The 16451-nt window shown below is 68.3% G+C and carries 17 protein-coding genes; 12 read left to right on the top strand and 5 right to left on the bottom strand.

Annotated features, from left to right (window positions below; translation table 11 throughout):
- The first annotated feature begins 18 nt into the window (after positions 1-18).
- Positions 19-870 carry a tRNA (adenine(58)-N(1))-methyltransferase TrmI gene (gene trmI / locus FPZ47_RS10035; protein ID WP_144948823.1) on the top strand — a complete coding sequence of 284 codons (852 nt, stop codon included), beginning with the start codon at positions 19-21 and terminating at the stop codon, positions 868-870.
- Here trmI and FPZ47_RS10030 read toward each other — a convergent pair.
- Together FPZ47_RS10030 and lppK are read right to left on the bottom strand one after the other, a co-directional pair.
- The gene (locus FPZ47_RS10030) at positions 867-1178 is read right to left on the bottom strand and encodes a DUF503 domain-containing protein (protein ID WP_144948820.1); all 312 of its coding nucleotides are present in this window, start codon (positions 1176-1178) and stop codon (positions 867-869) included. The two genes, trmI and FPZ47_RS10030, sit on opposite strands and share 4 nt — an antisense overlap.
- A gap of 8 nt (positions 1179-1186) precedes the next feature.
- Positions 1187-1765, bottom strand: coding sequence for a lipoprotein LppK (lppK, locus tag FPZ47_RS10025; RefSeq protein WP_144948909.1), 579 nt, complete (start codon positions 1763-1765; stop codon positions 1187-1189).
- Between the two features lie 290 nt (positions 1766-2055).
- Here lppK and arc point away from each other — a divergent pair, with 290 nt between their 5' ends.
- Complete coding sequence (gene arc, locus FPZ47_RS10020) at positions 2056-3885, top strand: proteasome ATPase (protein ID WP_144948816.1); 1830 nt, start codon at positions 2056-2058, stop codon at positions 3883-3885.
- A 23-nt stretch (positions 3886-3908) separates the two neighbouring features.
- Here arc and FPZ47_RS10015 read toward each other — a convergent pair whose 3' ends face one another.
- Both FPZ47_RS10015 and FPZ47_RS10010 read right to left on the bottom strand, forming a co-directional pair.
- Entirely contained in the window at positions 3909-4553 is a 645-nt protein-coding gene (locus FPZ47_RS10015; protein WP_144948813.1) for a hypothetical protein, read from the bottom strand.
- A gap of 9 nt (positions 4554-4562) precedes the next feature.
- Complete coding sequence (locus FPZ47_RS10010) at positions 4563-5753, bottom strand: hypothetical protein (protein ID WP_144948810.1); 1191 nt, start codon at positions 5751-5753, stop codon at positions 4563-4565.
- 271 nt (positions 5754-6024) lie between these two features.
- On the opposite strand from FPZ47_RS10010, the gene dop reads away from it, so the two are divergent.
- The 4 genes from dop (at position 6025) to prcA (ending at position 9510) form a co-directional block, all read left to right on the top strand.
- Positions 6025-7533 (top strand): pup deamidase/depupylase, encoded by a 1509-nt coding sequence (gene dop / locus FPZ47_RS10005; protein ID WP_168209408.1) that lies wholly within the window; start codon positions 6025-6027, stop codon positions 7531-7533.
- Between the two features lie 155 nt (positions 7534-7688).
- Complete coding sequence (locus FPZ47_RS10000; protein ID WP_144948905.1) at positions 7689-7880, top strand: ubiquitin-like protein Pup; 192 nt, start codon at positions 7689-7691, stop codon at positions 7878-7880.
- A complete protein-coding gene (gene prcB, locus FPZ47_RS09995) occupies positions 7877-8755 on the top strand; it encodes a proteasome subunit beta (protein WP_144948807.1) in 879 nt (292 codons plus the stop codon). The genes FPZ47_RS10000 and prcB overlap by 4 nt, the downstream gene beginning before the upstream one ends.
- A complete protein-coding gene (gene prcA / locus FPZ47_RS09990) occupies positions 8752-9510 on the top strand; it encodes a proteasome subunit alpha (protein ID WP_144948804.1) in 759 nt (252 codons plus the stop codon). Before prcB ends, prcA begins: the two co-directional genes overlap by 4 nt.
- 374 nt (positions 9511-9884) lie before the next feature.
- Here the strand turns inward: prcA and FPZ47_RS09985 are convergent, their stop codons facing one another.
- The gene (locus FPZ47_RS09985) at positions 9885-10502 is read right to left on the bottom strand and encodes a hypothetical protein (RefSeq protein WP_144948801.1); all 618 of its coding nucleotides are present in this window, start codon (positions 10500-10502) and stop codon (positions 9885-9887) included.
- Positions 10503-10713: 211 nt separating this feature from the next.
- On the opposite strand from FPZ47_RS09985, the gene pafA reads away from it, so the two are divergent.
- From pafA to FPZ47_RS09955, 6 genes are all read left to right on the top strand, one after another.
- Positions 10714-12072, top strand: coding sequence for a Pup--protein ligase (gene pafA, locus FPZ47_RS09980; RefSeq protein WP_144948798.1), 1359 nt, complete (start codon positions 10714-10716; stop codon positions 12070-12072).
- A gap of 56 nt (positions 12073-12128) precedes the next feature.
- On the top strand, positions 12129-13136 hold the full coding sequence (locus FPZ47_RS09975; protein ID WP_144948796.1) for a helix-turn-helix transcriptional regulator: 1008 nt from the start codon (positions 12129-12131) through the stop codon (positions 13134-13136).
- Positions 13133-14107 carry a helix-turn-helix transcriptional regulator gene (locus tag FPZ47_RS09970; protein ID WP_144948793.1) on the top strand — a complete coding sequence of 325 codons (975 nt, stop codon included), beginning with the start codon at positions 13133-13135 and terminating at the stop codon, positions 14105-14107. The genes FPZ47_RS09975 and FPZ47_RS09970 overlap by 4 nt, the downstream gene beginning before the upstream one ends.
- 90 nt (positions 14108-14197) lie before the next feature.
- Positions 14198-14464 carry a Sec-independent protein translocase subunit TatA gene (gene tatA / locus FPZ47_RS09965; protein WP_144948790.1) on the top strand — a complete coding sequence of 89 codons (267 nt, stop codon included), beginning with the start codon at positions 14198-14200 and terminating at the stop codon, positions 14462-14464.
- A 147-nt stretch (positions 14465-14611) separates the two neighbouring features.
- Entirely contained in the window at positions 14612-15487 is an 876-nt protein-coding gene (gene tatC, locus FPZ47_RS09960; protein WP_144948902.1) for a twin-arginine translocase subunit TatC, read from the top strand.
- 93 nt (positions 15488-15580) lie between these two features.
- Positions 15581-16451: DEAD/DEAH box helicase (locus tag FPZ47_RS09955; RefSeq protein WP_145039415.1), on the top strand; the 871-nt coding region annotated here is incomplete at its 3' end.

The following is a 16451-nucleotide window of genomic DNA, read 5'->3' as shown; positions in this document are numbered from 1 at the left end:
ACTGGCACGCTGGACGGCGTGTCTGCCACCGGCCCGTTCACCAGCGGGGAGCGCGTCCAGCTCACCGACGCCAAGGGCCGGCACTACACGCTGTCGCTGACGCCCGGCGCCGAGTTTCACACCCACCGCGGCTCGATCGCCCATGATGCGTTGATCGGTCTGCAGCAGGGCAGCGTCGTCAAATCCAGCAACGGCGCCCTGTTCCTCGTGATGCGCCCGCTGCTCGTCGACTACGTGATGTCGATGCCCCGCGGGCCGCAGGTGATCTATCCCAAGGACGCCGCCCAGATCGTGCACGAGGGCGACATCTTCCCGGGCGCCCGGGTGCTCGAGGCCGGAGCCGGGTCCGGCGCGCTGACCCTTTCGCTGCTGCGGGCGGTCGGACCGGAGGGGCGGGTGGTCTCCTACGATCAGCGCGCCGACCACGCCGAGCACGCCCGGCGCAACGTCGCCGACTTCCACGGTGATTCGGGCCGTCCGCCCGCGAACTGGCAGCTGATCGTCGGCGACGTCCGTGACTCCGATTTCCCCGACGGATCCTTCGACCGGGCGGTCTTGGACATGCTCGCGCCCTGGGAGGTGCTGGACACGGTGTCGCGGCTGGTGGTCGCCGGTGGGGTCCTGATGATCTACGTCGCCACGGTGCCTCAGCTGTCGAAGGCGGTGGAGGCGCTGCGGGCACAGCAGTGCTGGATCGAGCCGCGCGCGTGGGAGACACTGCAGCGGGGCTGGAACGTCGTCGGGCTGGCCGTGCGGCCGCAGCATTCGATGCGCGGGCACACCGCGTTCCTGATCTTCACGCGTCGGCTCGCTCCCGGCGCGGTGGCCCCGGCGCCGTTGGGCCGCAAGCGGCCGGGACGCGACGGCTAGCGCTGGTCGTCGTCCAGATCGCCGCTGCGGAGCAGGCGGCGCCGCACCGACAGCAGCTCGAACTCCGGATGCGCGGCGACAAGACGTTCGGCGGCGTCGAGGACGGCGTCCGCATGGCTGCGGTCGCCGGACACCATGGCCACCCCGATGCCGGCCCTGCGATGCAGCTCAAGGGAACCGGTTTCGGCCGCCGACACGCTGAGCTTGCGCTGCAGCTCGGCTACCACCGGACGCACCAGCGCGCGTTTCTGTTTCAGCGATCGCACGTCGCCCAGCAGCACGTCGAACTCGAGCCAGCCGATCCACATCGCGCGGGTCAACTCGGCGGAGCCGGAGCCGGAGCCTGCGAGGGAGCCGGCGCGAGGGCGGCCGGCGGACCGGAGGTCGTCGGCGCAGACGACTTGCCCAGGGCCAACAGCATCTCCGCGGTCCGACGCGACAACTGCCAGCCGTCCTGGGAGGGGGTGAACTCCATCGGGAAGGTGAAGTTGGCGTTGTCCGCCCTGGCGGTCTTGACGGTGACCGCGGCCTTGACGTTCGACGGGTTCGTGTCCGACCACGCGATGTCGTTGGCCGCGAAGGTCATCGGCAGATAGCCGTTGTCGTGCAGCGCGGTGGTGAACTTCTCCAGGGTGCCCGCATTCTCGGGCGTTGCGCCCTCGATGAGGTTCACTTTCTCGGTGGCGGGGACAGCGGGGTCGGCGAGCCGGTTCAGCAGGTCGGTGAGCGCCTGGGGTGCGGGCAACGGGACCGTCGGGGGAGCGGCCACCGGAGGCGGCGACGTCGGAGCCGCCCGCGAGGACGGCTGCAACGACACCGTGGGCCTGGAGTGCTCACACGCCGAGAGCCCGAACACGGCCACGGCGGCCAGCACAACGCAGAGTTGCCGGTGCATCCAGTCGGTCAGCCCCGGCGCCGTCCGTCCGCGCCGGCGGCCCGGGCGTCGGATGCAGCACATGTCACAGCGGTGGCTCCCGCGCCGGGGACGGCGGCGGTAGCTACGCACGTGGCGAGGGGTTTTGTGGTCACGCCTTCCCTTCCGATCCGCGGACTGCAACGCGACGTTACCAGCGGCATCACAGTTTTAACTTTTCGGCGGCATTCGGTTCCGCACATGAAGCGCCGATCGCCGGTAGCGTTGGAGTATCCGCTGCACCAATTCCTGGTGTGGGAAAGGAGCGCAACATGGGTGACTCAGAGCGTTCTGATGCATTCGGTAACCCCCGGGGATCGATCCCGTCCAGCGGCGATGCTGCCGAATTGGAGCAATTGCGGCGTGAGGCGGCGCTGCTTCGCGAGCAACTCGAACATGCGGTCGGCCCCCACGGCGGCGGCCGCACCGCGCACGACGTGCACCAACTCGAGGCCCGTATCGACTCGCTGGCGGCCCGCAACTCCAAATTGATGGAAACGCTTAAAGAGGCCCGCCAACAACTGCTGGCGCTGCGCGAGGAGGTCGATCGGCTGGGCCAGCCGCCCAGCGGCTACGGCGTCCTGCTCGGCGCCCACGACGACGACACGGTGGACGTGTTCACGTCGGGCCGCAAGATGCGCTTGACGTGTTCGCCGAACATCGATACCACGGCGCTGCGGAAGGGCCAGACGGTCCGGCTCAACGAGGCCCTGACCGTCGTCGAGGCCGGCACGTTCGAGTCGGTCGGTGAGATCTCGACGTTGCGGGAAGTCCTGGCCGACGGTAACCGGGCCCTGGTCGTCGGCCACGCCGACGAGGAGCGCATCGTGTGGCTCGCCGAGCCGCTGGTGGCCGAGGACCTGCCGGACGGCGTTCCGGACGCCCTGAACGACGACACCAAGCCGCGCAAGCTGCGCCCCGGCGACTCGCTGCTGGTCGACACCAAGGCGGGCTACGCCTTCGAGCGCATCCCGAAGGCCGAGGTCGAAGACCTGGTCCTGGAAGAGGTGCCCGACGTCAGCTACTCCGACATCGGTGGGCTCACCCGCCAGATCGAGCAGATCCGCGACGCCGTGGAGCTGCCGTTCCTGCACAAGGAGCTCTACCGCGAGTACGCGCTGCGCCCGCCCAAGGGCGTGTTGCTCTACGGCCCGCCCGGCTGCGGTAAGACGTTGATCGCCAAGGCGGTGGCCAACTCGCTGGCCAAGAAGATGGCCGAGGTTCGCGGCGACGACGCCCGCGAGGCGAAGTCCTACTTCCTTAACATCAAGGGTCCGGAGCTGCTCAACAAGTTCGTCGGCGAGACCGAGCGGCACATCCGGTTGATCTTCCAGCGCGCCCGCGAGAAGGCGTCGGAGGGAACGCCCGTGATCGTGTTCTTCGACGAGATGGACTCGATCTTCCGCACCCGCGGTACCGGGGTGTCGTCGGACGTCGAGACCACGGTGGTGCCGCAGTTGCTCAGCGAGATCGACGGCGTCGAGGGGCTCGAGAACGTCATCGTGATCGGCGCCTCCAACCGCGAGGACATGATCGACCCGGCGATCCTGCGGCCCGGCCGTCTCGACGTCAAGATCAAGATCGAACGCCCCGACGCCGAAGCGGCCCAGGACATCTTCTCGAAGTACCTGGTCGAGTCGCTGCCGCTGCACGCCGACGATCTCGCCGAGTTCGGCGGAGACCGCACCTCCTGCATCAAGGCGATGATCGAGAAGGTCGTCGAGCGGATGTACGCCGAGATCGACGACAACCGGTTCCTGGAGGTCACCTACGCCAACGGCGACAAGGAAGTCATGTACTTCAAGGACTTCAACTCCGGGGCGATGATCCAGAACGTCGTCGACAGGGCGAAGAAGAACGCCATCAAGTCGGTGCTCGAAACGGGCCAGCCGGGTCTGCGCATCCAGCACCTGCTCGACTCGATCGTCGACGAGTTCGCCGAGAACGAGGACCTGCCCAACACCACCAATCCCGATGACTGGGCGCGGATCTCGGGCAAGAAGGGCGAGCGGATCGTCTACATCCGCACCCTGGTCACCGGCAAGTCGTCGAGCGCGTCGCGGGCCATCGACACCGAATCCAACCTGGGCCAGTACCTGTAGCGTCACCGCGCTGAACGCGTGAGTCAGTCAGTCTCCATCGAGTAGCTGTTGGTCAGGTTGTCCTGCAGCACCCGGGCCGGCCGACTGCGGGTGTCCACCCTGAGCTCGCTGGTGAGCACCCGCGGTCGGTAGGTCCATCCGGCCGGGAGGTCGAGCCGCTCCGCGAGGCCAGGCAGGTCTGCGCGTGACAGGCCGGGATCGGCGACCTGGCTGTAGGTCTGCATGACCCAGCGCCGCCCGTCGGGGTCGACCAGCTCGTAAATCTCTTCGCCGGCGTTGAAGACGAAGACCGTGTTGCGGTCCACCTCGTTGACGCTGTAGGGAGCCGGGTTCATCGACGACATCGCGACCGTGGCCTGACGGATCATCTGGATCCCGCCGAAGGTCTTCCTCTCCTGCGGGCCCTGTGGCTCCTTTTCGATGGCGTTCATCAGCCAGTAGCGCGGGCCGTTGAGCAGCGCCGCGACCGCGCCGTGCGCGGCGGCGATGGCCTGGGGGTCGAGCGCGGACCACAGCTCGGCGGGGCAGTCGTTGAGCGGGAAGCTGTTGTAGACGGTGGCCTGGGGGCCGGACTCGCCGACCTGGACCAGAAGCACTTCGCCATAACGCTTTCCGGCCAGGTCGGTCGCTTGTTGACTCGCTACGCGGTCGGATTCGGGGGCGGCCACACGGTGAAATTAGCCAGTGCCATACGCGGCGTCAACAGCGCGCGGTGCCGTCGCGACGGCACCGCGGTAGCGGTTGCGTGCGATCAGGGTGACATGCAGGTCCTCGATCAGCGGGTCGAGGAAGGTGGAACGGTATTCGCCGTCGCCGACCGCGCGGGCGCCGATGTACATGAACGCCAGCGCGACGAGGAACAGACAGGTGTTGATCAGCGGCTGCGGCACCGGAATCGTCATTCCCGGCAGCGTCCCGTGGGTCGAGCCCTTGTTGTGGGTCCATTCGGCGAGCAGGGGTTCACTGAGCAGGATCAGGCCGAGAACGAAGAAGATCGTGGCGATGACCGCGGCCACCACCAGGATCTGCACCAGCTGCGAGGTGGCGAGCACGAACACCACGTTGACGCGTTCGGTCCTGGTCAGTCGGGGACTGACCGGCGGGTCGGGCATGTCCGCAAAGGGCGTGCCGGCCAGTCGTTCGCAGTCATGGGGCGGTGCGGCAGTCGCTCGCAGCATCGGCCGGACCCGTTCCAGACTTCCCGATACGACGAACGCCGCCGCGACGGCGACGAGAAACAGCAGCGCCAGCCAGAGCCGCCGCTGGCTGATCGTCGCCGCCATGAGCCAGACATAGGGATTGAGGAACACCAGTACGGTCAGCAACACGACGGGCAGGGCCCGCACCGTCATGGAACCGACCGCCGCGAGGTGCGACAACGTCATCCGCACCGCCCAGGCGAACACCGCCCCGACGCCGGAGGCGGTCAAAAGCAACACCAGCACTACCAGGACGGCGATCCGCAGCACGTGAATCGGGCCGGTTTCGATGGTTCCGGTCATGGTCGCGAAGGCCACCGCGATGGCCGCGACGACCGTACGGCTGCGGTTGCCCGACAACCGGGACACCAGCCAGCCGACGACGGCGGCCAGCGGCAACATGGCCCCGAGTATGGCCAGCAGTCCCCATTCGACAGCGGTCGGGTTTCCGACGATGTCGACATTGCGGTCGCCGGTGATCATCCAGATCGCGAGCTCGCAGCCCTCGGTCGTCGCGTAGGCCGCCAACACGGGCGCCGACCGGGGCCAGAGTCGCCGCCCCCGCGCCCGCGGCGTCAGCACCAACGGCAAGCCGCGCGCCAGGAACCAACTCTCGGCCGCGTCACCGGCCGACGTTCGGGCCGGCGGGCGGCGAAGAGGAAGGCCCATGACGGCTCACCCTACGACCGGCGCGCGCCCGGTGCGCCGGCGATACCGCCGCGTCGGGGCTCAGCGGCGGACCGCGGGCACGATCCCAGCCTCTTCGTCGCGCGGACTCCTCACGCCCCGCTCGGACGTCCGGGGTCATCGGGCCGGATGGGATGGCCCGACTCCTCACGCCCCGCTTCGCGGGCCGCTTCGTCATCGGGCCGGATGGGATGGCCCGACTCCTCACGCCCCGCTTCGCGGGCCGCTTCGTCATCGGGCCTAGGCTTGCGGCATGCAACGGATTATCGGGACGGAGGTCGAGTACGGCATCTCGTCGCCGTCGGACCCGACCGCCAACCCGATCCTCACCTCGACTCAGGCGGTGTTGGCCTACGCTGCCGCCGCCGGCATTCAGCGGGCCAAACGCACCCGTTGGGACTATGAGGTCGAATCGCCGCTGCGCGACGCCCGGGGCTTCGATCTGAGCCGGTCGACCGGACCGCCTCCGGTGGTCGATGCCGACGAGGTCGGCGCGGCCAACATGATTCTGACGAACGGGGCGCGGCTCTACGTCGACCACGCGCACCCCGAGTACTCCGCGCCCGAGTGCGCTGACCCCCTGGACGCCGTGATCTGGGACAAGGCCGGCGAGCGGGTGATGGAAGCCGCTGCCCGCCACGTCGCCAGCGTGCCGGGAGCCGCGAGACTGCAGCTCTACAAGAACAACGTCGACGGCAAGGGCGCCTCCTACGGGGCGCACGAGAACTACCTGATGAGCCGGCAGACGCCATTTTCGGCGATCATCGCCGGGCTGACCCCGTTCCTGGTGTCGCGCCAGGTGGTGACCGGCTCCGGGCGGGTGGGCATCGGGCCCTCCGGCGACGAGCCGGGCTTCCAGCTGTCCCAGCGCTCCGACTACATCGAGGTCGAGGTCGGGCTGGAGACCACGCTGAAGCGCGGGATCATCAACACCCGCGACGAACCGCACGCCGATGCGGACAGGTACCGCCGGTTGCACGTCATCATCGGGGACGCCAACCTCGCCGAGACCTCGACCTACCTCAAGCTCGGTACCACCGCGCTCGTCCTCGACGTGATCGAAGAGGGGCCCGCCCACGGTATTGACCTCAGCGACCTGACCCTGGCCCGTCCGGTGCACGCGGTCCACGCCATCAGCCGCGATCCCGCGCTGCGTGCCACCGTTGCCCTGGCCGACGGTCGTGAGCTGACCGGCCTTGCGCTACAGCGCATTTACCTGGACCGGGTGGCGAAGCTGGTCGACGGCCGCGACCCGGATCCGCGCGCGTCCGACGTCGTGGAGACCTGGGCGCAGGTGCTCGACCAGCTCGAACGCGACCCCATGGACTGCGCCGAGCTGCTCGACTGGCCGGCCAAGTTGCGACTGCTGGAAGGCTTTCGGCAGCGGGAGAACCTGAGCTGGTCGGCGCCGCGGCTGCACCTGGTGGATCTGCAGTATTCCGATGTCCGGCTGGACAAGGGCCTGTACAACCGGCTGGTGGCGCGCGGATCCATGAAGCGCCTGGTCAGCGAGCAGCAGGTCCTCGACGCCGTCGACAGTCCACCGACGGACACCCGCGCCTACTTCCGCGGTGAGTGCCTGCGCAGGTTCGGCGCCGACATCGCGGCAGCGAGTTGGGACTCGGTCATCTTCGACCTGGGCGGCGATTCGCTGGTCCGCATTCCCACCCTGGAACCGCTGCGGGGCAGCAAAGCGCACGTCGGCGCGCTGCTGGACTCGGTGGACAGCGCAGCCGAGCTGGTCAAGCAGTTGACCAGCTGATACCGGGTGACCCGATCGTTCGCGGGCGCGAAACGCGACGGGGCGGGACGGGCCGACAATACGGGTGTGGAGCCGGGAAACGTCGGAGCGAAACGGTAGGGTAGAGAAATACCAGCAGGCGCGTGACGCGGCTGTTTATCAAGCAGGAGGCGGCGATGGCGCAGGAGCAGACCAAGCGTGGCGGTGGTGGCGATGACGACGACTTCACCGACACCACGGCCGCGGGCCAGGAGCGCCGTGAGAAATTGGCCGAAGACACCGACGATCTGCTCGACGAGATTGACGACGTCCTCGAGGAGAACGCGGAGGACTTCGTCCGCGCGTACGTGCAGAAGGGTGGACAGTGACCTGGCAGTTCTCCGACCGCCTGCCCACCAACCCCGCGCTTTGTGAAGCCTCAGCCGTCAATTTGTCCTCGTTCGCCGACCTGCTCCGCCGCCGGGCGCCGGAGTTGCTCCCGGCCAGCTTGGTTGGCGGCACTCAGATCGGCGGTCAACTGGCGCACGGCACCACCATCGTCGCGCTGAAATACCCCGGCGGCGTCGTCATCGCCGGTGACCGGCGCTCCACGCAGGGCAACATGATCGCGGGCCGCGACGTCAACAAGGTGTACATCACCGACGACTACACGGCGACGGGCATCGCCGGGACCGCGGCGATCGCCGTCGAGTTCGCCCGGCTGTATGCGGTCGAGCTCGAGCATTACGAGAAGCTCGAAGGCGTGCCGTTGACGTTCCCCGGCAAGGTCAACCGGCTGGCCACCATGGTGCGCGGCAATCTGGGCGCCGCGATGCAGGGCCTGGTGGCGCTGCCGTTGCTCGCGGGTTATGACATCAACGCCGCGGACCCGCAGAAGGCGGGGCGGATCGTGTCCTTCGACGCCGCCGGCGGCTGGAACATGGAGGAAGAGGGCTACCAGTCGGTGGGGTCCGGGTCGGTGTTCGCCAAGTCGTCGATGAAGAAGTTGTACTCCCAGGTAACCGATGCCGACTCCGCGCTGCGGGTGGCCATCGAGGCGCTCTACGACGCCGCCGACGACGACTCGGCCACCGGCGGTCCCGACCTGGTGCGGGGTATCTACCCGACGGCGGCCACCATCGGTGCCGACGGCGCGGCCGAGGTGCCCGAAGAACGCATCGCCGAGCTGGCCCGCGAGGTCATCCAGAGTCGTTCGCGCGCCGATACTTTTGGCCCGGAGGCAGACCTCTGGGGTGAGTCGTGAGCTTCCCGTATTTCATCTCGCCCGAGCAGGCGATGCGCGAGCGCAGCGAGCTCGCGCGCAAGGGCATCGCGCGTGGCCGCAGCGTGGTGGCGCTGACCTACGCCGACGGCGTGCTTTTCGTCGCCGACAATCCGTCGCGGTTGTTGCAGAAGATCAGCGAACTGTATGACCGGGTCGGCTTCGCGGCCGCGGGCAAGTTCAACGAATTCGACAACCTGCGACGCGGTGGCATCCAGTTCGCAGATACCCGCGGCTACGCCTACGCCCGCCGGGACGTCACCGGTCGCCAGTTGGCCAACGTCTACGCGCAGACGCTGGGCGCGATCTTCACCGAGCAGGCCAAGCCCTACGAGGTCGAGCTGTGCGTCGCCGAGGTCGCGCATGCCGGGGAGACGAAACCACCCGAGCTGTACCGCATCACCTACGACGGGTCGATCGCCGACGAGCCGTATTTCGTGGTGATGGGCGGTACCACCGAGCCGGTGACCACCGCGCTCAAGCAGTCCTACGCCGAGAACGCCGCGCTTCCCGATGCGGTGCGGATCGCCGTGAACGCGTTGCGGACGAGCAGTGGCGAGGCCTCGGGTAGCGATCAGCCCTCCCTTGGGGCGTCGAGCCTGGAGGTCGCGGTTCTGGACGCCAACCGGCCGCGGCGCGCGTTTCGGCGGATCACCGGACCCGCGCTGGATGCACTGCTGCCCCAAGCCGACGGCTCGGAATCGACCGACGAGTCGGCGGCGAAAAAGCCGCAATAGGCTCCTGCTCAGACCTACCGAAAACCTGTCGCGTCCTGTCGCCGCGTGCTGATCGGCTTGCTAGCCGCATTGGGCACTTCGGTGGGCTACGGCACGCTACGGTGTTGCAGGCTGCGGCTTGGTCCCGCACTCGTCGGGGTGGCGTGGCGCGGCGACCGGCCGAGTCCTGATTGACATCCCAAAATCCTTCTACGGCAACTTTTTTGGCGCAGGCTCCACCGCTGCGGGAGGGTCTTGCACGCCCGGGGATCGGTGGATGCCTGCCTGGCGAAGGATGTACCGAAAGGCTTCGGGCTGCTCTGTGTCGGCCAGGTCGCCGGCGAAAATCACTGCATCGGGGCGAGTGGCTCAGGCAGTTCGGGTCCAAGTCGGCATCAGCTCTCATTCAGCTTGTCGACGACCTCGTGCGCCGCGACCATGAGCTGCCCGGTGGTGAAAGCCTTGGCATCGACCCGTGCCTCGGCCAGGATCGTCGGCAACGGCTCGCCCAGGTCTCGCCTGAGCGTGTCGACCAGCAGATCGGCTGCGCTGGAATGGCCTTCGCCGTGCCCGAAGACCACGATCATGTCGGCACCGCGCACTTCGTCGACGATCTCGCGATAATAGCCGGGATCCTCGGGCGCCCGTTGACCTTGGTAGTTGCCGTTGATGTGGCGCAGGTGGCGCAGGTGGCCGTGCGGGTCGTAGGGTTTGACGGTGTCGAGCGTGGCGGCCGGAGGTTCGAACTCGTAGATCGTGGTTTCGTGATGGTCGGTTACGAGCAACAGGTGTCGCGACGGCTGCGGCGTGACCGCGGATTGGCTCGTCTCCTGAAGGAAGTGCCTGATCTCCATCACCAGGTCGGCGCTGAGATCGCGGTGATGGACGGGCGGGCGGAAGACCGCAGCGCGCGTGCCGATCGTGACCCGAAAACGGTCGCCGCTTTCGGGCACCACCTCGCCTAGCGCCTCGAACAGAGCCAGGACCGGCTTCCATTTGATGTTGTGGCTCACCGGGTGGGCGTTCAGCTTGTCCAGTGTGCGCCGTTGCTCGCTGTTCAAGTGCGACTGATCCGTCATCTTGTGATTCCCATTCGCTGTCCGGTGGCGCCTGTGTCGACGTGTTCTCCCGTATTGTGCCTGCAGGCGCCGACGCGTGGCGCAGCGTTGGAGCTTGTCGCGCAGCTGCCCACCTCGTGACTCAACAACCAGTACCCTCAACTACATGCAGCGGCGGATCATGGGCATCGAGACCGAGTTCGGTGTCACCTGCACCTTTCACGGCCATCGCCGGCTTTCCCCGGACGAGGTGGCCCGCTACCTCTTCCGCCGCGTGGTGTCGTGGGGGCGCAGCTCCAACGTTTTCCTGCGCAACGGCGCACGGCTTTACCTCGACGTGGGCAGCCACCCCGAGTACGCCACGGCGGAATGCGACAGCCTGGTGCAGCTGGTCACCCACGACCGGGCCGGCGAGTGGGTGCTGGAAGACCTGCTCGTCGACGCCGAGCAGCGGCTCGCCGACGAGGGCATCGGCGGTGACATCTACCTGTTCAAGAACAACACCGATTCGGCGGGCAACTCCTACGGCTGCCACGAGAATTACCTGATCGTGCGGGCCGGTGAATTCTCCCGGATCTCCGACGTGCTGCTGCCGTTCCTGGTCACGCGCCAGCTGATCTGCGGGGCCGGCAAGGTGCTGCAGACCCCCAAGGCCGCGACGTTCTGCCTTTCCCAACGTGCCGAGCACATCTGGGAGGGCGTGTCGAGTGCGACCACCAGGTCCCGGCCGATCATCAACACGCGCGACGAGCCGCACGCCGACGCCGAGAAGTATCGGCGGCTGCACGTCATCGTGGGCGACTCGAACATGTGCGAAACCACCACCATGCTCAAGGTGGGCACCGCCGCGCTGGTGCTGGAGATGATCGAGGCCGGGGTTCCCTTCCGCGACTTCTCGCTGGACAACCCCATCCGGGCCATCCGCGAGGTCAGCCACGACACCACCGGCCGGCGGCCGGTCCGGCTGGCGGGCGGGCGGCAGGCCAGCGCGCTGGACATCCAGCGCGAGTACTACGCCCGCGCCGTCGAACATCTGCACACCCGCGAGCCGAACGCCCAGATCGAGCAGGTCGTCGACCTGTGGGGCCGCCAGCTCGACGCCGTGGACAGCCAGGATTTCGCCAAGGTGGACACCGAGATCGACTGGGTGATCAAACGGAAGCTGTTCCAGCGCTATCAGGACCGCTACAACATGGAGTTGTCCGACCCCAAGATCGCCCAGCTGGACCTGGCCTACCACGACATCAAGCGCGGCCGCGGTGTCTTCGATCTGCTGCAGCGCAAAGGCCTGGCGACGCGCGTGACCACCGACGAGGACATCGCCGACGCCGTCGAGAACCCGCCGCAGACCACCCGCGCCCGGCTGCGCGGCGAGTTCATCTCCGCCGCCCAGGCCGCCGGGCGCGACTTCACCGTCGACTGGGTGCACCTCAAGCTCAACGATCAGGCGCAGCGCACGGTGCTCTGCAAGGACCCGTTCCGGGCGGTCGACGAGCGGGTCAAGCGGCTCATCGCGAGCATGTAACGAGTCTGCTGCGTGGCGGAAGACGCCGCCCGCGCGAACGCTTTAGGCTCGGGCGCATGGCGACCTCGAAAGTCGAACGGCTGGTGAACCTCGTCATCGCGTTGCTGTCCACCCGCGGCTACATCACCGCGGAGAAGATCAGGTCCAGCGTGGCGGGTTACACCGACAGCCCCAGCCTCGAGGCGTTCTCCCGAATGTTCGAACGCGACAAGAACGAGCTGCGGGACCTCGGCATCCCCCTGGAGGTCGGCCGGGTGTCGGCCCTGGATCCCGCCGAGGGATACCGGATCAACCGCGACGCCTACGCGTTGCCGCCGGTGCAGCTGACCCCGGACGAGGCGGCCGCCGTCGCGGTCGCCACGCAGCTGTGGGAGTCGCCGGAGATGGTCACCGCCACGCAGGGCGCGCTGCTCAAGTTGCGCGCCGCCGGGGTCGACGTCGACCCGGACGCCCCGGTGACCATCGCCTCGCCGGCGGGTGTGCCAAGTCTGCGCGGGTCGGAGGATGTTCTCGGCGTTCTGTTGTCGGCGATCGAGTCGGGGCAGGCCGTGCAGTTCCCGCACCGCTCGTCGCGGGCCGAGCCGTACACCACGCGCACCGTCGAGCCGTGGGGCGTCGTGACGGAGAAGGGCCGGTGGTATCTGGTCGGGCACGACCGCGACCGCGACGACACGCGCATCTTCCGGCTGTCCCGCATCGGGGCCGAGGTCACGCCGATCGGAGGGCCCGGTGCGATCACGGCGCCCCGCGACGTGGATCTGCGCGGCATCGTTTCGCAGAAGATCGCCCGGGCGGAAGCGGAGGTTCCGACGGGCGAGCTCGCCCGGGTCTGGGTCGCGGACGGCCGGGCCACCGCGCTGCGGCGCGCCGGGAGGTCGACGGCCGCGTGCCGGCTGAGCGACCGCGACGGTGAGGTGATCGAGGTCGACATCGGATCGACCGATCGACTGGCGCGCGACATCGCCGGGTATGGGCCGGACGCCGTCGTGCTGGAGCCGCAGTCCCTGCGTGACGACGTGCTGGGCCGGCTGCGCGCCCACGCGGGCCCGGGGGAACGCTGGTGACGCCCGTGTCGGCCCGGCTGGTCCGGTTGCTCAACATGGTGCCGTATTTCCAGGCCAATCCGCGGATCACCCGGGCCGAGGCCGCGGCCGACCTGGGGGTGACCGACACGCAGCTGGAGGAGGATCTCAACCAGCTGTGGATGTGCGGACTTCCCGGCTACTACCCGGGGGACCTCATCGATTTCGAGTTCTCCGGTGACACCATCGAGGTGACGTTCTCGGCGGGCATCGACCGGCCGCTCAAGCTGACGTCGCCCGAGGCGACCGGCCTTTTGGTGGCGTTGCGGGCGCTGGCCGACATTCCGGGCGTCGTCGATCCGGAGGCGGCCCGCAGCGCGATCGCCAAGATCGAGGCCGCGGCCGGCGCCGTCGGGCAGGAGGCCCCGGGTCGGCCGTCGGCCACCGGCGAGCCCGCGCCCGCCGAGAGCCGGATCGCGGCGGTGGTGCGCGCGGCGCTGCAGGACCAGCACGCGCTGGCCATCGATTACTACTCGGCGTCGCACGACACCCTGAGCAGCCGTGTCGTCGACCCCATCCGGGTGCTGCTGATCGGTGGCCACAGCTACCTGGAGGCATGGTCGCGCGACGCGGAAGGGGTCCGGCTGTTCCGTTTCGACCGGATCGTGGACGCCACCGACCTGGGCGAACCATCCGCTCCGCCGGAGCCGGCGCGGCAAGCGCCGCCGGACATGTCGCTGTTCGACGGCGACCCGGCGCTGCCGTCGGCCAGGCTGCGGGTGGCGCCCTCGGCGTCGTGGATGTTCGAGTACTACCCGATGCGGGAGGTTCGCGAGCTGGCCGACGGATCGTGTGAGGCCGTGATGACCTACGCCTCGGACGAGTGGATGACGCGTCTGGTGCTGGGCTTCGGGCCGGCGGTCCGGGTGCTCGAGCCGGAATCGCTCGCGCGCCGGGTACGGGACACCGCGGCGACTGCCCTCGAGCTCTACCAGCATCAAGGCCAGACGTGACCGGATCGGCACCTACCACGCCGGGACGCGGAGACGCCGGTACCGGGCCACGCTGCGGTAGCATCGGGTGAACGTCTGGAGGTAAGGAACGTGGGCAGTCTTAGTCCGTGGCACTGGGCCATCCTCGCTGTCGTGGTGATCGTCCTGTTCGGTGCCAAAAAGCTCCCCGATGCGGCGCGTTCGCTGGGTAAGTCGATGCGCATCTTCAAGTCAGAGATCCGTGAAATGCAGAGCGAGAGCAAGTCGGAGGCGTCTGCGATCGACTCCCCGTCGGCGAACGCCACTCCCGTGCAGGCGCAACGGGTCGACCCTCCCGCGGCCACCGAGCAGGGTCACTCTGAAGCACGCCCGGCGTAGCGCGGCATCATCCCCGTGGTGCCCGGGCACCATTGACCCAGCGTCGTGAACGCCACCAAGATTTCAGCGGTGTCAGCGCGCACCGCCGCCGTGCTGAAGCGGCTCGATCCGCGGAATCGGCGCAGCCGCACCAATCCCGACGCGACGATGTCGCTGGTCGACCACCTGACCGAGTTGCGCACGCGGCTGCTGATCTCGCTGGCCGCGATCCTGATCACCACGATCTTCGGATTCGTCTGGTACTCGCATTCGGTCTTCGGGCTGGAAAGCCTGGGGGAATGGCTGCGCCATCCCTACTGTTCCCTGCCGGCGTCGGCGCGGGCCAGCATCAGCGCCGACGGTCAGTGCCGGCTGCTGGCCACCGCGCCGTTCGACCAGTTCATGCTGCGGCTCAAGGTCGGGCTCACGGCCGGGACGGTGATGGCCTGCCCGGTGTGGCTCTACCAGCTCTGGGCGTTCATCACGCCGGGGCTTTACCGCAACGAGCGTCGCTTCGCGATCGGGTTCGTCGTCCCGGCCGCGGTGCTGTTCGCCGGTGGGGCCGTGCTGGCCTACTTCGTGTTGTCCAAGGCGCTGGGCTTTCTGCTGACCGTGGGCAGCGACGTGCAGGTGACCGCGCTGTCCGGGGATCGATATTTCGGCTTCCTGATCAACCTGCTGGTCGTTTTCGGGGTCAGCTTCGAATTCCCGTTGCTGGTCGTCATGCTCAACATGGCCGGGTTGTTGACCTATGCGCGGCTCAAGTCCTGGCGCCGTGGCCTGATCTTCGGGATGTTCGTGTTCGCGGCCGTGTTCACTCCCGGCTCCGACCCGTTCTCGATGACGGCGCTCGGCGTGGCGTTGTCGGTGCTTCTCGAGTTCGCCATCCAGATCACCCGCCTGCACGACAGGCGCAAGGCCAGACGCGAAGCGCAGGCCGAAATCCCCGACGACGAGGCCTCGGTCATCGAGCGGCCCACCCCGGTGACCTCCCCGGTGCCCGAGCCGTCGTTCACCGCGGGACAGCATGACGACATCACCTAGCTCCCCGCAGCGACGCGAGCATGCGTGTCGGTACGACGACACGCCGCTGCGGCCGGCATTTTGCGCACGCTCGCGGCGCACGACGGGCGCCCAGTGACCGAGCTGCCCGAGCTGGCCCGCTTTGCCGCCGATGTGCCGTTCGCGCTCGACGACTTCCAGCAGCGGGCGTGTGCGGCGCTGGAGCGAGGCCACGGTGTGCTGGTCTGCGCGCCGACCGGCGCCGGCAAGACCGTGGTCGGCGAGTTCGCCGTGCACCTGGCGCTGGCGGCCGGCGGCAAGTGCTTCTACACCACGCCCCTCAAGGCGTTGAGCAACCAGAAGCACACCGATCTGACGGCGCGCTACGGCCGCGACCGCATCGGCCTGCTGACCGGTGACCTGTCGGTCAACTCCGATGCGCCGGTGGTGGTGATGACCACCGAAGTGCTGCGCAACATGCTCTACGCCGATTCGCCCGCCCTGCGCGGGCTTTCCCACGTGGTGATGGACGAGGTGCACTTCCTCGCCGACCGGATGCGCGGCCCGGTCTGGGAGGAGGTGATCCTGCACCTGCCCGACGAGGTGCGGCTGGTCAGCCTGTCGGCGACGGTGAGCAACGCCGAGGAGTTCGGTGGCTGGATCCAGACCGTGCGCGGCGACACGACGGTGGTGGTCGACGAGCACCGGCCGGTGCCGCTGTGGCAGCACGTCCTGGTGGGCAAACGTCTCTACGACCTTTTCGACTATCGCGTTTGCGAGGCCGGCGAGCCTCAAGACGGCAACCGCGAGCCGCGCGTCAACCCGGACCTGCTGCGCCACATCGCACACCGCCGGGAGGCGGACCGCATGTCGGACTGGCGCGGTCCCCGCCGGCACGGTTCCGGACGCCCGGGCGGCCGGCCGCGGTTCTACCGCCAGCCCGCCCGGGAGAACACGAACGTGATCGCGGGCAGCAGGCCCTCGGAGTCCAGGGTCGCGATCTCGT

This window comes from Mycobacterium helveticum (assembly GCF_007714205.1).
GTDB classification, from domain to species: Bacteria; Actinomycetota; Actinomycetes; order Mycobacteriales; family Mycobacteriaceae; genus Mycobacterium; species Mycobacterium helveticum.
Note: the sequence above shows the minus strand (reverse complement) of the source record. Positions and strands in the feature narration are given on the sequence as shown.

Coding starts and splice junctions, on each gene's coding strand:
- FPZ47_RS10030 (WP_144948820.1), bottom strand. CDS start 1,178: ATGTGGATCGGCTGGCTCGAGTTCGACGTGCTGCTGGGCGACGTGCGA.
- lppK (WP_144948909.1), bottom strand. CDS start 1,765: ATGCACCGGCAACTCTGCGTTGTGCTGGCCGCCGTGGCCGTGTTCGGG.
- arc (WP_144948816.1), top strand. CDS start 2,056: ATGGGTGACTCAGAGCGTTCTGATGCATTCGGTAACCCCCGGGGATCG.
- FPZ47_RS10010 (WP_144948810.1), bottom strand. CDS start 5,753: ATGGGCCTTCCTCTTCGCCGCCCGCCGGCCCGAACGTCGGCCGGTGAC.
- dop (WP_168209408.1), top strand. CDS start 6,025: ATGCAACGGATTATCGGGACGGAGGTCGAGTACGGCATCTCGTCGCCG.
- FPZ47_RS10000 (WP_144948905.1), top strand. CDS start 7,689: ATGGCGCAGGAGCAGACCAAGCGTGGCGGTGGTGGCGATGACGACGAC.
- pafA (WP_144948798.1), top strand. CDS start 10,714: ATGCAGCGGCGGATCATGGGCATCGAGACCGAGTTCGGTGTCACCTGC.
- FPZ47_RS09975 (WP_144948796.1), top strand. CDS start 12,129: ATGGCGACCTCGAAAGTCGAACGGCTGGTGAACCTCGTCATCGCGTTG.
- tatC (WP_144948902.1), top strand. CDS start 14,612: ATGTCGCTGGTCGACCACCTGACCGAGTTGCGCACGCGGCTGCTGATC.